Origin of the sequence: Ruegeria sp. HKCCD7296 (assembly GCF_013110775.1) — a bacterium.
Lineage (GTDB): Bacteria > Pseudomonadota > Alphaproteobacteria > Rhodobacterales > Rhodobacteraceae > Ruegeria.
Window position 1 is genome coordinate 247,467 of record NZ_WVRF01000002.1, and the last position, 16,891, is coordinate 264,357.

A 16,891-nucleotide genomic window follows, 5' to 3' on the forward strand; every position below is an offset into this window, starting at 1 on the left:
GCCAACATGGGACTTTTTATCCTCCGACGGTTTGGCGTGATGCTACTCACAGCACTCTGCCTGACTTTCGTGGTCTTCTTTTTGACCAACCTCTACCCGAACCTTGAAAAGCTTGCCAAAACGCAAGGCAACCAGCGGATGTCTGACGAGCAGGTCGAAACATGGCTGGGGAATCGTGGCTACCTTCAGCCAACGCTGATCAAGTATGGTCAGTGGCTTGGCGTGATGCCGGGCTTCACCAAAACACTGGAAGACGGCACATTTCAGGGCACCTGTGTGCGTCCCGGTTTGACCGAAGAAGATACGCCCCGCTATTGCGGCGTCCTGCAAGGGGATTGGGGGTATTCCACTGTCTTCAAGGATGAGGTCGGAAAGATCGTCGGCGTCCGTCTTGGCAACACCGGCTATCTCATGTTCTGGGTTTTGGTCCTGATGGTTCCGTCTGCACTTTTAGTCGGAGTTCTGGCTGGGATGCGCGAAGGATCCGCGTTGGACCGGTCGCTGTCGACATTCTCTATCATCACGACCGCGACGCCTGAATACGTGTCGGGCGTGATCTTCATCGCGATTTTCACCTCGTCGACCGTTGGACTAAAATGGTTCAAGGGCACGGCGACATCAGCGATGGAAAACCCGACTTTCGAGAACTTCTTCCTGCCGGTACTGACCATCTCACTTTACGGGATGGGCTATATCGCCCGCATGACCCGCGCCTCGATGACCGAGGTGATGACCGCGCAATACATCCGAACCGCGCGGCTCAAGGGGGTGTCCTTCAGCAACATCGTCATGAAACACGCGCTGCGCAACGCGCTGATCGCGCCCTTCACCGTCATCATGCTGCAGTTCCCGTGGCTGCTGAATGGCGTCGTGATCGTCGAGACCCTTTTCAACTACAAGGGCTTTGGCTGGGCACTGGTTCAGGCGGCGGGCAACAACGACATTCAGCTTCTGCTGGCGATCTCGGTCGTGTCGGTCTTTGTGGTTCTGTTGACTCAGCTGATTTCGGATATCGGCTATGTCTACCTTAACCCGCGCATTCGCATTTCTTAAGGAGGGATAGATTATGGAACCACTTACCTGGACCGGCTCTATCGCCTTCCTGAATCCAATCCTGTTGCTCGCACTCGCCGCACTGGCGCTTTCGATCATAGTCTGGATCGTCGCGAGCATCTTTTTGCCTGAACAGCAGATCACCGTAAACTCGGATGGCTCTGTCAGTTCAAGCGGTGGGCTGAGAGGCCTCATCCAAACGGCGCTACACTACAGCTTTCTGGCCAGCGTCGGATTGTCGGTTGCGTATCTGCTGCTGGGCATTTTTATGGGGACCAATGCAGGGATCATCGGCGCGATGTCGCAACAGTTCCTGCCTGTTTGGGTAGCGCTGATCATCATGTTCGCGTCGTCCATCGCCTTTAAACGGCGTCTTGGATTGTACGGCAAACTCTATGACAGCCCCATCGGCATGATCGGTTTCGGTCTTGTGATGTTCTGGGTGTTTACCGGCATCTTCGGCGCAATGGACATGATTGTGACGCATGACCCGCTGACGCAGCTTTCGGGCATGAAGAACAAGGTACCTGGCACGCCTCTGCCAAATCTGGAAGACGGGCAATATGCCTGGTACCTGCTGGGCGGTGACAATCTGGCCCGCGACGTCTTCAGCCGCATGGTAAAGGGCGCGTGGATCGTGGTGCAAATCGCGCCGCTTGCCACGATGTTTGCCTTCATGGTCGGCATCACTCTGGGTCTGCCCGCAGGATATTATGGCGGTCGTCTGGACACGTTCCTGTCGTTCTTGGCCAACCTGATCCTTGCCTTCCCAGTGATCCTGCTGTTCTACCTTCTGGTAACGCCCGAGATCGTCGCGACTGGGGTACCGAACTATATGGCTGCGGTGCTGTTTGTATTCCCGATCCTGTTCCTGGCGGTTTTGCTGAACTCTCGGTTCTATACACGTCCGAAATTCCGAACGCCGCTTCTGGTGGCGGTGCTGGGGATCACGGTCTGGCTGTACCTATCGCTGATTTCGACCGGTGGGTATGTGATTAATACGGATGACTATCGCATCTGGGGCCTGCCGACATATCTGGATCTGTTCGACATTCCGGGCGGTATTCTGGTGGTGTTCGTTTCAGTGGTCTTTGTGAACTCGCCCACGGTGTTCCGTATCGTGCGGGGTCTGGCGCTGGACATCAAAACCCGTGATTACGTCGCGGCGGCGCAAACTCGTGGCGAAGGACCGTGGTACATAATGCTGTGGGAAATCCTGCCTAATGCTCGTGGTCCACTGATCGTCGATTTCTGTCTGCGTATCGGTTACACAACCATACTGCTGGGAACCTTGGGCTTCTTCGGACTGGGCCTTCCACCTGAAAGCCCGGACTGGGGTTCGACGATCAACGAGGGGCGTAAGCTTCTGTCGATCTACCTGCACCCTGCCCTTCCGCCTGCCTTTGCCCTGCTGTCGCTGGTTCTGGGTCTGAACCTGCTGGCTGACGGTCTGCGCGAAGAAAGCCTGAAGGACTGATGTGATCGAGGCCGGGGGCTCTGCCCCCGGACCCCCGAGGTATTTTTAGCCAGATGAAGGGGATCCCCGCATTTGGTGAGGAGTAAACAAGATGAGCAAAATGGCGGATTATGACGGTCCGATCCTGGAGATCGACAAGCTGTCTATCTCATTCTTTACCCGCCTGCGGGAAATTCCCGCCGTGATGGATTTCTCAGTCAGTGTGCAGCCCGGCGAGGCTGTGGGATTGGTCGGTGAATCCGGGTGCGGTAAGTCAACCGTGGCGTTGGGTGTCATGCAGGATCTTGGCAAGAACGGTCGGATCGTCGGAGGGACGATCAAGTTCAAAGGCAGGGATCTTTCAGAAATGTCGGCGGAAGAGTTGCGCGATGTTCGCGGCAACGAAATCGCGATGATCTATCAGGAGCCGATGGCATCGCTGAACCCGGCGATGAAGATCGGCAAACAGCTGATGGAAGTCCCGATGATCCACGAAGGCGTCAGTGCGGAAGAAGCATATTCACGAGCACTGGAAGTGGTGACGGATGTGCGCTTGCCTGACCCGGAGCGAATGCTGAATTCTTTCCCGCATCAGCTTTCTGGCGGTCAACAGCAACGCATTGTGATTGCGATGGCGCTGATGTCGAAACCGGCGCTGCTGATCCTGGATGAGCCAACAACCGCTTTGGACGTGACAGTCGAAGCCGCCGTTGTTGAGCTGGTCAAGGATCTGGGCAAGAAATACGGCACCTCTATGCTGTTCATTTCGCACAATCTCGGGCTGGTTCTGGAAACCTGCGACCGGCTGTGTGTGATGTATTCGGGCGAAGCGGTCGAACGTGGCTCGATCAAGGATGTGTTCGACGAGATGCAGCATCCTTATACACAGGCGTTGTTCCGGTCGATCCCGCTGCCGGGGGCCGACAAGAATTCGCGTCCGCTGGTGGCCATCCCCGGCAACTTCCCCCTACCCCATGAGCGGCCTCCGGGGTGTAACTTTGGTCCGCGTTGCGACTACTTCGAAGAGGGGCGCTGCGACGCAAAAGACATTCTGATGGAGGCTGTGCCAGGAAATGACCGGCACCATACGCGCTGTCTGAAATTCCAAGAGATCGACTGGAACGCACCGATCACGGTAGGCGAACAGAAAGAGAAAGGCGAAATCGGGCGGACTGTTTTGAAAATGGACAACCTCAAGAAATACTATGAGGTTGCGGCAAACGCTCTGTTCGGTGGCGGCGAGACGAAAGTTGTGAAAGCCAACGAAACGCTCAGTTTCGAAGCACATGAATCCGAGACGCTGGCCATCGTGGGTGAATCCGGTTGCGGCAAATCTACTTTTGCCAAGGTGCTCATGGGGCTGGAAACGGCCACGGATGGTCAAATCCTGTTGGACAATCGGAATATCGAACAGGTGCCCATCGAAGAACGGGATGCCAAGACGGTTGGCGAAGTTCAGATGGTGTTCCAGAACCCGTTTGACACATTGAACCCCTCGATGACCGTCGGGCGTCAGATCATTCGAGCGCTCGAGATTTTTGGGGTTGGAAACTCTGAGGCCGAGCGCAAGAAGCGGATGCTGGAGCTTCTGGATCTGGTGAAGCTGCCGCGTGCATTTGCGGATCGGATGCCGCGCCAGTTGTCCGGTGGTCAGAAACAGCGCGTGGGCATTGCGCGCGCCTTTGCGGGTGATGCTCGTATCGTGGTTGCGGACGAGCCTGTCTCGGCCCTGGACGTGTCGGTGCAGGCAGCTGTGACCGACCTGCTGATGGAAATCCAACGAGAGCATAAAACCACCTTGCTGTTCATCAGCCACGATCTGTCCATCGTGCGGTATCTCAGTGACCGGGTCATGGTCATGTATCTGGGTCATGTAGTCGAATTGGGCACGACCGATCAGGTTTTTGCCCCGCCCTATCACCCCTACACCGAAGCTCTTTTGAGCGCTGTTCCAATCGCCGATACTTCGGTCGAGAAGCAGCATATCGTGCTTGAAGGTGATATTCCCTCAGCCATGAACCCGCCGCCGGGCTGCCCGTTCCAGACACGATGCCGCTGGAAATCCGAAGTGCCGGATGGGCGTTGCGAGTCACATGTTCCGCCGGTGCAGACCTTGGCAGATGGGCATCAGGTGAAATGCCATCTGGCCGAAGACATTCTGGCGCGGATGGAACCGGTGATCAAAGTCGCCGCGGAGTAACCTTGCCAATAAGACTTAGAAAGGGCCGGTCATTGACCGGCCCTTTCTGGTAGCGCCACGTTTTGCGGGGAGACAGGCGGCGCTTAGGAATATGCGTGAGTGGTGTCCCCGATTGTCCTCAGCCTGTCATGACATTGTTGCCGAAATGCATGAACTCTTGGTTCATTCCGGCAACGTCACCGGCCTCTAGCTGCAAGCTGGCGCTTTCGAGCATTTTGTAGCTTTGCTGCCCCTTCACCCAATCGTCAGCCGATTGCAACGTGGTCAGTGTGTAGGATGTGACTTCGTTCAGGTAATGGGTGGGAATGATAACCTTGGGCTTAAGTTTAGAAACGATATCATTGCCTTGCTCAAAGCTGAGAATATGTTCCGATCCGTCCACCGGCAATGTCAGAACATCCACCTGTCCAATGGCATCCCAGAACTCCTGCGGCGGGTTGTGACGATTGTCGCCCCAGATCAGCGTGCGAATTCCACCGGTTTCCACCAGATAGACCACCATATCCATGTGACCCACATTGTTCGGCGGACAGGCTTCTGCCCCGAACTCGGCCAGCGCATTGGTCCAATCATACCACCCGGGTGCAACGCAGGCGTGCTTGTCTGCAAAACCAGTGATCTTGAGATCGGCGAACTCAAATTTGCCAACCATCCGGTCCAGCACCATGGTCGAGCTTGGCCGTTCGATGGCGTCATGGTCAAAATGCGCGTGGGTCGACAACGTGATATCCACCGGGATCTGAGGAAACTCGTTGCGGAACCACAAACCCCACGCCCCTGATGGATCATCGCGCCACGGGTCAAACAGAACGGTCGCCCCGTTGGGTGACGTGATTTTGATGGCGCAATGACCATAATAGTCGATCCCTACCGTTCCGGTGCTGGCCTGCCCGGTCGATCCCTGCAGATCGATGACGTGGTTATTGTTTCCCGGTTGCAACCAGGCTTGAGACTGCGCCTCAGCCGGTTTTGCGCCCAGTACTGAAGCCGTCGCACCAACGCCGGCAGCCCCTGCGGCCATAAAAAATGATCGACGTGAAAGCCCAGGTGCCAGGTGATCCTTGTCCCCGTTCAGGATGGTCGGTTTCAGATCTTTGCGATCCATTTAATGTACCTCTCTGTTGGACGTGTGCGATTTGCCCGCACCCCATCACAGAGGGTAACAAGCCAAAGAATGTTGGCTCAGACCGGAAAATTAGGGGTGGAATATGGGGGCAATCCCCATATTCCACCATCACGAAATTGAGAGAAGATGGCTGCGCAGGTTCTGGTCGCGCCCATCAAGGCCTAATTTGCGGCGAATGTTGTTGCGGTGAAAGTCGATTGTCGAAGTCTCGCGCGACAGCGCCTTTGCGATGTCCTTGGTAGTCTTTCCAAACATCACCATCTGGGCAATTTCCATCTCGGTCGGGGTCATCGCCGCAAACGCATCTGTCAATTTGTCGGACAGCGACGACGTGATCTCGTTCAGGTTATTCTCAACCAGGTCGAGGTAAACACTCTGCGACTCATCACCTGCCAACTGCGCTCGAACCTTACCCAGATAGGGCAGCACCCGGCTACGCACCTGTTCGACAATCTCCATGTCACGGCTCTTGCGATCATCTTCAAGACTAGACAGCAACACGCGCAACGCCGTGTTGGCTTCCTGTAATTCACGCGTGCGATCCGAGACCCGCGTTTCAAGCTGCGCAAGTGTTTCATTCAGTTTCTCTTCCAACGCGCGGCGCAGATAAACCTCTTGCAACAAAGCCAAATCCGACTCGACCATGCGCGCAAACTGCGTCAGCCCTTCGCGGAACAGCAATGCCCGGCGGTTTTGTTTGCGATCTAGAACGCAGATTGTTCCGAACACGGATCCATCGGGCCATTTCAGCGGCAGACCGATGTAAAACGTCATGCCGTGTTCCAGATCGTCATTGTCCGACCAGACCGGGTCACAGGTGGCATCCTCGACCACCAGCTCTCCGTCCCGCTGCAGAACGCCCTGACAATAGAGTTTGGGATTCAGCTGGAAAGTCAATCCGACCGGATAGGGGTTTTCGGGATGATCCGAGGTGATCAGAACCGCATGGTCAGGCGCATCGGTTTTCATGATCAGGCTCGCGGGCACATCTGCCAACTCGGCGACCAGATCAACCAGTTGCTGCCAGTTGGCCAGTGTTTCTTTGGGAATTTGCGGGTGGTCAACAGGCATGAGGGGCCTCACCAGTTACTGGGCGGTACCCTCTCAGGTTAGTTGGACGAGCCGCACGGAATCAAGAATTGGACGCTCTGCGTCGCAGCATCCGGGCTTACCCGCCCCAGATGACCTTCACATAGTTCTGCGTTTCTTTATACGGCGGAATACCACCATGTTTTTCAACCGCTTTGGGACCCGCATTATAAGCAGCCAAAGCCAGTGGCCAGGATTTGAACTTGCGATACTGCCAGGACAGATATCTGGCCCCGCCTTCCAGGTTTTGTTTGGGATCGAGCGGATTTACACCCAAAAGCTCGGCGGTCTGAGGCATCAGCTGCGCCAGTCCCAGCGCGCCTTTGTGAGATTTCGCCTGCGGATTCCATCCGCTTTCCTGTTGTACAAGGCGCAGGAACAAGTCCTCGGGGATGTTGTGAAGCCTCGCAGCTTGCTTCGCCAGGTCCAGATACTGACCCCGGTACTTTCCGGTATAGCGTTTGCTGACCTGCGCGCGGGACGTTTTGGGTTTGAGACGCTCAGAATCCCGATACTGAGTGGCCGCGCGTGAATCCAAAACTTTGGATTGCTTCAGAAAAATATCCTTACGGCTTTTGGTGGACAGCGTTTGCGCCTGCACGGGCGCAACAGCCAGCACAAGGCAGACAACAGTAAACCCAGCAACCCAAGAACGCATCAATGCCAATCCTGCTCGATCAGAAACCAGTCGGAGTATAGGTATTCCCGACAAAAATGAAAGCTTGGTAAACATCAAAGTAAGACTCTTGTTGAACACTGTTGTATCAACTGTGTTTCAACCACGATGCAGGCCGTATAGGGTCTCACGAAACAAGCCGCGCCGGATTCGGTGCATATACGCGAAACAGAACGAGGAATTACATGGCGGGTTCAGTCAACAAGGTCATTCTGGTAGGTAATCTTGGCCGCGACCCCGAGGTTCGGTCGTTTCAGAACGGCGGCAAAGTGTGCAATCTGCGCATTGCCACCTCGGAAAACTGGAAAGACCGCAACACAGGCGAGCGTCGCGAACGTACAGAATGGCATTCGGTTGCCATCTTCTCAGAACCTTTGGCCCGCATTGCCGAGCAATATTTGCGCAAGGGCAGCAAGGTCTACATCGAAGGTCAGCTGGAAACCCGCAAGTGGCAGGATCAATCCGGTCAGGATCGTTATTCCACCGAAGTTGTCCTGCGCCCCTATCGAGGTGAACTGACCCTTCTGGACAGCCGTGGCGAAGGTGGCGGCGGAAGTGTCGGTGGTTATGGCGGCGGCCAAGCTGGTGGCGGTTACGGCGACCCTTACGGTGGCCCGTCCAGCTCACCAGCGCCTGCATCAGGTGGAATCGACGACGACGAGATTCCGTTCTAATCGAAACGGAGACACGACATGACATGGTCCTTCTCTCTCGGCCGGTTGCTCGGTTCCGAACTGAGGGTCCATGTCACTTTTCTTTTGCTTTTAGCATGGGTCGGCTTTGCAGCCTATTCCGCGGGCGGTCTGCCCGCCGCCATAGACAACCTTATTTTTGTTCTGGCGCTTTTTGCCTGTGTGGTTGCGCATGAATTTGGCCATGCCCTCATGGCCCGGCGCTATGGTATCAAAACTCCTGACATAACGCTGCTGCCAATCGGTGGACTGGCTCGGCTGGAACGCATGCCGGAAAAACCCATGCAAGAGGTCTATGTGGCGCTTGCGGGCCCTGCTGTGAATATTGTCATCTGGATCGTACTTGTTGCCCTTGGCGCAGGGACGCCATTTGAAACCTTTGCGCAGATCGACTCGCCCGGTACCGGGTTGATGGACAGGTTGGCCTATATCAACCTGCTGCTGGCCGCATTCAATATGATCCCCGCCTTTCCCATGGACGGAGGGCGGGTGTTCAGGGCCCTGCTGTGCTTGCGCATGGACCGGGTCAAAGCAACGCGTTTGGCCGCAATAGGCGGCCAGATCGTCGCCATCGGCCTTGGCTTTCTTGGTCTTAGCACCGCAAACCCCATCCTTGTCCTGATTGCGGTGTTCGTTTTCATCGCAGCCAACGCAGAAAGCCAGGATGTTGCATTGCGGTCCGCCGCCCGCCGCGTCTTGGCCCGGGACGCGATGATCACCGAGTTTCACGCCTTATCCCCCAGCGACACGCTCAGCACGGCGGCGCAAGCCGTCATTCATACGACACAGCACGAATTTCCTGTCCTGGAGGATGATCGTGGCCTGCTGGGTTTCGTAACCCGGGATCGCCTGTTCGCCGCTCTGGCCAGCGATCAGCCCCGATCAACCTCTGCGCTTTCGGTGATGGATGCCGATATTCCCTCAGTCGCCCTGACCACTGGGCTAGAAGAGGTGCTGGAGCATCTTCACAAAGGCGCTCCGGCCATCGCTGTTGTCACCCATGGCGGGCGCATGGTGGGCTATATCACGCGTGAGAATATCGGTGAACTCATGGTGATTCAGGGCCGCTAGGACCCTGTTTCACGCCGCCGCCAAAGCGTCTGACAGGACTGAGAGAACGGCGTCTTTCGGAACATCAGACGTAACAAAAGCCTGACCGAGGCCGCGCGCGAGGATGAAGCGCAATTGCCCATCCACAACCTTCTTGTCCTGCCCCATCAGTTCCACCAGCGCGTTGGCACTTGGAAGGTCTCCAGGAATATCAGCAAGATCGGTTTTCATCCCCATCGCGCGTAGATGCGCCCGCACCCGGCTTGGGTCTTCCTGCGAACACAGGCCAAGACGCGAGGACAGTTCAAACGCAAGCGCACAGCCGATGGCGACGCCTTCGCCATGCAGCAACCGGTCGGAATACCCTGTTGCCGCCTCAAGCGCGTGGCAGAACGTATGCCCCAAGTTCAGCAAAGCACGATCACCCTGTTCGGTTTCATCCCGTGCAACGATATCGGCTTTCATCTGCACTGAACGGGTGACGGCCCGCACGCGTGCCGCCATGTCTCCGGCGGACACGCTTGGGCCGTTTTGCTCGAGCCATTCAAAGAATTCCGCGTCACCCAGCAGACCGTATTTCACGACCTCGCCATAGCCCGACAGAAAATCCCTCTGGGTCATGGTTCCCAGGACCGAGGTATCGGCCAAAACCAGCGATGGTTGATGGAACGCCCCAATCAGGTTTTTTCCCTGAGGCGCATTGATCCCGGTTTTGCCGCCAACCGAGCTGTCAACTTGCGCCAGCAGCGAGGTAGGGATCTGCACAAACCTGACCCCGCGGCGCAGGACAGCCGCAGCAAAACCTGCAAGATCACCAATGACCCCACCACCCAAAGCCACAACCACATCCCGGCGCTCGACTTTCTCTGCCAGCAGCCATTCAACCGCGCGTTCAAAATGTGGCCAGCTTTTGGTGGCCTCGCCCGCAGGCAAGGCCAAGGCAGTCATCTCGACACCGGCGGCGTTGAGACCCGCACGCAGAGCGTCCAAGTGCAACTCAGCCACGTTCTCATCGGTCAGGACGGCCACTTTGGGGCGCGGCAATAGTGGGGAAATCCACTCTCCTGCCCGCGCCAGAAGATCCGGGCCGATCTCGACATCATACGAACGGTCGCCCAGATCCACATGTACTGTTTGATGCATTACTTCTGTTCCAAAACATCGGGGCGCGCCAGCAACGCTGCGACAACCCTGTCCACCATATTCTCGATCGAGGTTTCGCCATCGGACTCGACCGTCAAATCCGCCTCGGCGTAAACCGGTACGCGCGCCTCGTAGAGGGCTTTTAATGTCGCATACGGATCTGCGGTTCGAAGCAACGGGCGCGTGTCCTTGTGGCGCACCCGGTTCCACAACACGTTCAGGTCAGCCCGTAGCCATACCGAGGCGCCCTGCTGGCTGATCGTTCGCCGGTTTCCCGGTTGCAGAAATGCCCCGCCGCCAGTGGACAGGACACCCTTCTTCTCTTCCAGCAAGCGGCCGATAACCTGCGCTTCCTTTGCCCGAAAAAACGGTTCTCCGTCCCGTTCGAAAATTTCCGGGATGGTCATGTTGGCCGCTGATTCGATCTCGGCGTCGCTGTCCAGAAACGGAACGCCCAAGCGCGCCGCCAAAGCGCGGCCCACAGCAGTCTTGCCTGCCCCCATCATCCCGACCAAAACCACGGTTTTGTGCAGATCAAACCTGCCCTGTGCGTCTGCGATGTGCGTGTTATGCTTAATTTCGCTCATTTCTCTGTGAATGACGTGATCTTAGGAAAAATGCCAGTTATAACTTGGCCAAAATCAAAAATTGAGGCAGCGTGGGGCCATGGGCCGTCTGATCAAATTCGTGATATATGTTCTTTGCCTGGGTTTCATTGGGCTGGTGGCTTATGCCTATGTCGGTCCTTTCTTTGGCGCGGATTTCTCAGCACCCCAAAGTGAAATCCGCGAACCGGTCGTGCTGGATGTCGACTAAACAGGCGCTTTTTGCCGTCTTTCTGGCAGGATCGGCACAGGCGCAGGACCCTTTGTCAGCCATCGATTGGTTGTCGAATCCGCCCGAAAACCTTCCCGGAACCGTTCTGCTAGAGCCCCCGGTCGCCCAAAACGGCGCATTACCGGACATCGAGGTGACGTCGCTTGAGGCTCTGTCGCGGCCGTTGGGTCTTGTTTCGTCCACCGTTACGGGACTGCCGATCGACCTTTGGAAAGGCAGTGACCACGCTCGCCTGGCTGAGTTGATCTCCAAAATCCCTGTTCGTGACAATCCTGCCATGCAGCGCTTGCTGTTCACGTTGCTCTTGTCCGAATCCCGCGCCCCGTCCGGGCCTGATGCGCAAGAGGTGCTGCTTTTGGCCCGCCTGGATCGGCTGATGCAGTTGGGTGCAGCAGATCCTGTACAATCCCTTGTGCAATTGGCAGGACCGACGGATACCCAAGAGCGGTTTCAACGCTGGTTTGACGCAACTCTGCTGACCGGGGACGAAGATCGCAGCTGCACCGCCCTGATTGCCCAACCTCATCTGTCGCAGAACTATGCGGTGCAGATATTCTGCAAAGCACGTCGCGGGGATTGGGCGTCTGCGGCGCTGACACTCGAAGCGGCGCACGCACTAGAACTTCTGCCGCCCGAAGACCTTGCTGTTCTTGATCGGTTTCTAAGCCCCGAGCTTTATGAGGGCGCAGCCTATTTGCCGCAGCCCGAAGACCCGGACCCGCTGAGTTTCCGGCTGTTCGAAGCCATCGGGGAACGCCTGCCATCCGCCCCTTTGCCGCGTGCTTTTGCCAATGCAGATCTGCGGGACGTCGCGGGCTGGAAGGCTCAGATCGAAGCCGCAGAACGGTTGACGCGGATCGGTGCTTTGACCCCAAATCAGCTCTTGGGCCTGTATACCGAACGTGATCCCGCTGCTTCTGGCGCAGTCTGGGATCGTGTCGCAGCCATCCAACAATTTGAAAGCGCGCTGAATACGGGCAATGCCGACGCCATCGGAAAGACTCTGCCTACAGTCTGGCAACAGATGCGCAGCGTGGGACTTGAAGTATCCTTTGCCGACCTTTTTGCCGAGCGCTTGTCGCAGGTAACTTTGCCGGTGCCCGCCACCGAAAACCTGCGCTGGCGCATCCTCATGTTGTCCGACATGTATGAGCGTGCAGCCCTTGCTACGCCCAACAACGGGACCGACACATTGTTCCTTGCGGCACTTGCGCAAGGCGATCCCGGACGCGCTGTTTCCCCTTCCCCCTTGGCAGATGCCGTCGCGCAGGGATTCGAGTGGTTGGCACCTGTGCCCAGCGACATCGACGCGTTGTTAGCCAACGGTCAGTTGGGCGAAGCCATTTTGGAAGCGATGCAACTGTTTGCCCATGGCGCGCGCGGCAATCTGGTGGATCTGGCCGGAGCAATCGCAACCTTCCGAAAGGTGGGGCTTGAGGACACGGCCCGCCGTGCCGCGCTGACGCTGCTGATCCTGCAAGAGCGGTGACCATGGGCGGCCCAGCATCCAACGAGCTATGGATCTCAACCTTCCTGCAAGCGCAGGCGGCTGAACTTGGCGCGGCGACAAACACGTTGCTGGCTTATGGGCGTGATCTGAAAGATCTTGCCGCGTGGCTGGAGCACCGAGCCACAGGGTTTGAACAGGCCGACCGCGACCAAATCGAAGCCTACCTAATCGACTGCGATGCGCAGGGCTTGTCCCGTTCCACCCGAGCGCGACGTCTTTCGGCCATCAAACAACTCTATCGATTTGCCTTCGAGGAAGGTTGGCACGATGTGAACCCGGCCATTCAGATCAAAGGTCCCGGGCGACAGAAACGTCTTCCCAAAACTTTGGGTGTGCCCGAGGTGGACCGCCTTCTTGAAGCAGCGCGCCAAACCGGACGCACCCAGTCGGACCGGTTGCGTAACACTTGCCTGATGGAACTGCTTTACGCCACGGGAATGCGCGTGACCGAACTTGTGTCCCTGCCCGTTTCCTCGGCGCGCGGCGATCCGCGTATGCTGCTGGTGCTGGGCAAAGGTGGCAAGGAACGCATGGTGCCATTGTCCCCACCTGCGCGGAATGCATTGGCCGATTGGCTGACCGAACGGGATGAAGCCGAAGAGCAGACCGTTGAGAAAGGTGGCCAAAGGTCCCGCTTTTTGTTCCCGTCGCGCGGGAAATCGGGCCATCTGACGCGACACAGGTTCTTTCTGCTGGTCAAGGAACTGGCCGTGCACGGTGGTGTTTCACCCGAAAAGGTTACGCCGCACACGTTGCGACATGCCTTTGCCACGCATCTTCTGGCAAATGGCGCTGATCTGCGTTCGATCCAGACCCTGTTGGGTCACGCCGACGTCGCAACAACCGAGATTTACACCCATGTTCTGGACGAACGTCTGGCGGAACTGGTGTTGCAGCATCACCCGCTGAGCAAAGACCCCAAGAAAGACGAGGGCTAAGCCCTTGATCCGGCGGGGTCGCATCCCCATAACGGATGCAGAACTCTAGCTCTCAAGGACCTATGGAACCCTCACCTTCTCTGATCGACAGCACTTTCTGGTTTACCTCTGGTGCTATCCTCCTTTTGCTCGTCTTGTCCGGCTTCTTTTCTGGCTCGGAAACAGCGCTTACGGCCTCTTCTCGCGGAAAACTCAGGGCGCAGGCCGACAAAGGATCACGCGGGGCAAAAAAGGCGCTCGAGATCACCGATGACAACGAACGTCTGATCGGATCGGTTCTACTGGGCAATAACCTGGTCAACATTTTGGCGGCGTCGCTGGCGACGGCGTTGTTCACACGCTTGTTCGGCGAAAGCGGCGTGGCCTTGGCGACACTGGTGATGACATTGCTGGTTTTGATCTTTGCCGAAGTGCTGCCGAAGACCTACGCCATCACCAATTCTGAAAAAGCTGCTTCTGCGGTTGCACCAATCATCAGCGTGGTTGTGACGGTGTTTTCGCCCATCGTTGCCGCTGTGCGATTGCTGGTGCGCGGTGTCTTGCGCCTGTTTGGGGTGCAGATCGACCCCGACAGCAACATTCTGGCTGTTCGTGAAGAAATTGCCGGCGCCCTGCAACTGGGCCATTCCGAAGGCGTGGTAGAAAAGGAAGACCGCGACCGTATTCTGGGCGCACTGGATTTGGGTGACCGCGCGGTGGAAGAGATCATGTTGCACCGCTCGAATATCGAGATGATTGACGCCGACGCCGCGCCCGAAGCGATCCTTAAGCAATGTCTGGAAAGCCCGCATACGCGCCTTCCCGTCTTTCGGGATGAGCCGGAAAACATTGTGGGTGTTGTGCATGCCAAAGACCTTTTCCGAGCGATGTATGCGCAAGCCGGTGGCAGCGATGGCGGCACTGACCGTCTGGCCAGCTTTGATATCGGTAAAGTTGCCAATGACCCCTATTTCGTGCCGGAAACCACCACTCTGGACGACCAGATGCGTGAATTCCTGCGGATGCACAGCCATTTTGCACTGGTGGTCGACGAATACGGATCTTTGCGCGGACTGATCACGCTGGAAGACATTCTGGAAGAGATCGTAGGCGAAATCGCAGACGAATTTGACATTGATGAAGAAGTGCCTGTCACCCGCACCGAAGACGGGCAGTACCTTGTCGAAGGCGCAATGACCATCCGTGATGCCAACCGGGCGCTGGACTGGTCACTGCCGGATGAAGAGGCCAATACACTTGCTGGGCTGGTCATACACGAAGCACAAATGATCCCCGTCGTGGGTCAGGTGTTTTCGTTCCACGGGTTCCGCTTCGAAGTGACCGATCGCGAAGGCAATCGTATCACCGCTTTGAAAGTCCGCCCGCTGTAAGGCGTCGCGAAAACCGGTGCCCCAAATCAGGGCACCGGTCGCAATCTCTACCTCAGGCGAACCAGGTACGGCTGGCGACATAGCCGTCCATAAGGTCGCCATTGGCGTGCGCGCCCCAGCCGGTCACCTTATCCGAGTAGCCATCGATGAACTGGTTGAACATCGGGTTGATCAGACCACCTTCTTCCCAGACGATCCGGGCCATCTGACCATAGAGCTCTTTGCGCTTGGTCTCGTCCAACTCGGAACGCGCCTTCAAGAGCAACGCGTCGAACTGTTCGTTTTTGAAACGCGTATCGTTCCAGTCGGCAGTGGAAAGATAACCAACCGACCACATCTGATCCTGCACCGGGCGACCACCCCAATAGGACGCGCAGAACGGCTTGTTGTTCCACACTTCGGACCAGTACCCATCTGCGGGCTCACGCTGAATCTCCAGCGGGATGCCCGCCTCTTGCGCTGACAGTTGGAACAGTTGCGCGGCGTCTACGGCGCCCGCAAAGGCGGCATCCGAAACATGCAACACGATGGGCGAGCCATCATGGCCCGACGCTTTGTAGTGCTCGGAAGCCTTGGCCAGATCAAAAGCGCGCTGTTCCATCGTATCATCGAACAAAGGATAGGCTTCATTGATCGGTATATCGTTCCCGGCCGAGCCGTAGCCGCGCAGCACATTCTCGACCATCTGTTCGCGATTGATCGCGTATTTCAGCGCCAGACGCAGGTCTTTGTTGTCGAACGGAGCGGTGTCGCAATGCATAACAAAGATGTAGTGCCCGCGGCCCGATGTGGCGTTGATGTTGATGCCAGGCGCGCGCCCGAACAGTTTCGCGGTCCGTGGTGGGACGATGTTCATCGCGTGAACCTGACCTGACTGCAAAGCCGCCGAACGAGCGGTGTCATCATTCAGAACCAGAATCTCGTGGCTGTCATAATGGCCGACGCTGTCATCCCAGTGGTTGGCGAATTTTTCGAACCCATAGCGTACGCCCGGTTCGTCCGCGACGACCTTGTATGCCCCGGTCGAAATGCCTTCGGCCGGATTGTCCATGCCGCCACCCGGTTGCATGACCAGGTGGTAATCCGACATCAGATACGGCAGGTCCGCATTTGGGGTGGTTAAGGTGACGACCACATAGTCACCGTCGACCCGGATATCCTCGATCCCACGCATGATCCCTAACGCACCGGATTGAGCATCCTCGTTCGAGTGACGCGCCAACGTCTGTTGAACATCCTCTGGCGTCAAGGTCTTTCCATTGTGGAACTCTACTCCCTTGCGAATGCGGAAAGTCCAAACCTTGCCATCCCCGGACGCTTCCCAGCTTTCAGCAATGCTGGGGGCAATGTCGCCATCTGCGGTGACAATCGTCAAAGTGTTACCAAAGGCGCGCAAAGCCTTCGCAGTCACGTGCGACGTCGACAGGGCCGGGTCCAGAGTGTTGGTGCTTTCTCCTCCTTTCAGACCCAGAACAAAGTGCCCCCCTTTCTTGGGCGTATCCGCCAGCCCGGATTCAGCCCAAATGGTGCTGGCTACAGCCGCGCTCAGGCCCAGGGCCGCAGATTTCGCCATGAACTCACGGCGGCTCAACGCTTGGGGGTTGAGTTCGAATTTACTCATTTCATTTCCTAACTGAGAGTCTCACGAAGGTGCAGTCGCAGCGCCTTTAGATTGATTCTGTAACGGGCGCGTGACCGACCTTGGGTGCGTTTATCCAGCCTTGCGAATGACTTCCACGACAAGTTTTGTC

Annotated in this window: 15 protein-coding genes; 9 read left to right on the forward strand and 6 right to left on the reverse strand. The window is 56.9% G+C overall.

The genetic code is table 11. The features are described 5' to 3' along the window. The first annotated feature begins 6 nt into the window (after nt 1–6). From GS632_RS03920 to GS632_RS03930, 3 genes are all read left to right on the forward strand, one after another. Complete coding sequence (locus GS632_RS03920) at nt 7–1,053, forward strand: ABC transporter permease (RefSeq protein WP_171174417.1); 1,047 nt, start codon at nt 7–9, stop codon at nt 1,051–1,053. A gap of 13 nt (nt 1,054–1,066) precedes the next feature. Continuing rightward, entirely contained in the window at nt 1,067–2,530 is a 1,464-nt protein-coding gene (locus GS632_RS03925; protein WP_171174420.1) for an ABC transporter permease, read from the forward strand. 91 nt (nt 2,531–2,621) lie between these two features. Further along, nucleotides 2,622–4,709 carry an ABC transporter ATP-binding protein gene (locus GS632_RS03930; RefSeq protein WP_171174422.1) on the forward strand — a complete coding sequence of 696 codons (2,088 nt, stop codon included), beginning with the start codon at nt 2,622–2,624 and terminating at the stop codon, nt 4,707–4,709. A gap of 118 nt (nt 4,710–4,827) precedes the next feature. Here GS632_RS03930 and GS632_RS03935 read toward each other — a convergent pair whose 3' ends face one another. The 3 genes from GS632_RS03935 to GS632_RS03945 all read right to left on the reverse strand — a co-directional run bounded on the left by GS632_RS03935 (nt 4,828) and on the right by GS632_RS03945 (nt 7,582). Continuing rightward, the gene (locus tag GS632_RS03935) at nt 4,828–5,814 is read right to left on the reverse strand and encodes an MBL fold metallo-hydrolase (RefSeq protein WP_171174424.1); all 987 of its coding nucleotides are present in this window, start codon (nt 5,812–5,814) and stop codon (nt 4,828–4,830) included. Between the two features lie 129 nt (nt 5,815–5,943). Next, nucleotides 5,944–6,906 (reverse strand): LuxR C-terminal-related transcriptional regulator, encoded by a 963-nt coding sequence (locus GS632_RS03940; protein ID WP_171721374.1) that lies wholly within the window; start codon nt 6,904–6,906, stop codon nt 5,944–5,946. A gap of 97 nt (nt 6,907–7,003) precedes the next feature. Beyond that, nucleotides 7,004–7,582 (reverse strand): lytic transglycosylase domain-containing protein, encoded by a 579-nt coding sequence (locus GS632_RS03945; RefSeq protein WP_171174435.1) that lies wholly within the window; start codon nt 7,580–7,582, stop codon nt 7,004–7,006. Between the two features lie 203 nt (nt 7,583–7,785). Here GS632_RS03945 and ssb point away from each other — a divergent pair, with 203 nt between their 5' ends. Both ssb and GS632_RS03955 read left to right on the forward strand, forming a co-directional pair. Next, the gene (gene ssb, locus GS632_RS03950; RefSeq protein WP_171237471.1) at nt 7,786–8,274 is read left to right on the forward strand and encodes a single-stranded DNA-binding protein; all 489 of its coding nucleotides are present in this window, start codon (nt 7,786–7,788) and stop codon (nt 8,272–8,274) included. An 18-nt stretch (nt 8,275–8,292) separates the two neighbouring features. Continuing rightward, on the forward strand, nt 8,293–9,363 hold the full coding sequence (locus GS632_RS03955; protein ID WP_171237470.1) for a site-2 protease family protein: 1,071 nt from the start codon (nt 8,293–8,295) through the stop codon (nt 9,361–9,363). 9 nt (nt 9,364–9,372) lie between these two features. Here GS632_RS03955 and aroB read toward each other — a convergent pair whose 3' ends face one another. Beyond that, nucleotides 9,373–10,485 (reverse strand): 3-dehydroquinate synthase, encoded by a 1,113-nt coding sequence (gene aroB, locus GS632_RS03960; protein ID WP_171174441.1) that lies wholly within the window; start codon nt 10,483–10,485, stop codon nt 9,373–9,375. Continuing rightward, entirely contained in the window at nt 10,485–11,072 is a 588-nt protein-coding gene (locus GS632_RS03965; protein ID WP_171174443.1) for a shikimate kinase, read from the reverse strand. The genes aroB and GS632_RS03965 overlap by 1 nt, the downstream gene beginning before the upstream one ends. Nucleotides 11,073–11,151: 79 nt before the next feature. On the opposite strand from GS632_RS03965, the gene GS632_RS03970 reads away from it, so the two are divergent. The 4 genes from GS632_RS03970 (at nt 11,152) to GS632_RS03985 (ending at nt 15,140) form a co-directional block, all read left to right on the forward strand. Next, nucleotides 11,152–11,301 carry a hypothetical protein gene (locus GS632_RS03970; protein WP_171174444.1) on the forward strand — a complete coding sequence of 50 codons (150 nt, stop codon included), beginning with the start codon at nt 11,152–11,154 and terminating at the stop codon, nt 11,299–11,301. After that, nucleotides 11,291–12,811 (forward strand): hypothetical protein, encoded by a 1,521-nt coding sequence (locus GS632_RS03975; protein WP_171721373.1) that lies wholly within the window; start codon nt 11,291–11,293, stop codon nt 12,809–12,811. The genes GS632_RS03970 and GS632_RS03975 overlap by 11 nt, the downstream gene beginning before the upstream one ends. Before the next feature lie 2 nt (nt 12,812–12,813). Next, entirely contained in the window at nt 12,814–13,770 is a 957-nt protein-coding gene (locus tag GS632_RS03980; protein WP_171174448.1) for a site-specific tyrosine recombinase XerD, read from the forward strand. A gap of 62 nt (nt 13,771–13,832) precedes the next feature. Continuing rightward, nucleotides 13,833–15,140, forward strand: a complete 1,308-nt coding sequence (locus GS632_RS03985) for an HlyC/CorC family transporter (RefSeq protein ID WP_171174450.1) — start codon at nt 13,833–13,835, stop codon at nt 15,138–15,140. A gap of 52 nt (nt 15,141–15,192) precedes the next feature. Here the strand turns inward: GS632_RS03985 and GS632_RS03990 are convergent, their stop codons facing one another. Then, nucleotides 15,193–16,761, reverse strand: a complete 1,569-nt coding sequence (locus tag GS632_RS03990) for an ABC transporter substrate-binding protein (protein WP_171237468.1) — start codon at nt 16,759–16,761, stop codon at nt 15,193–15,195. Nucleotides 16,762–16,891: the final 130 nt, after the last annotated feature.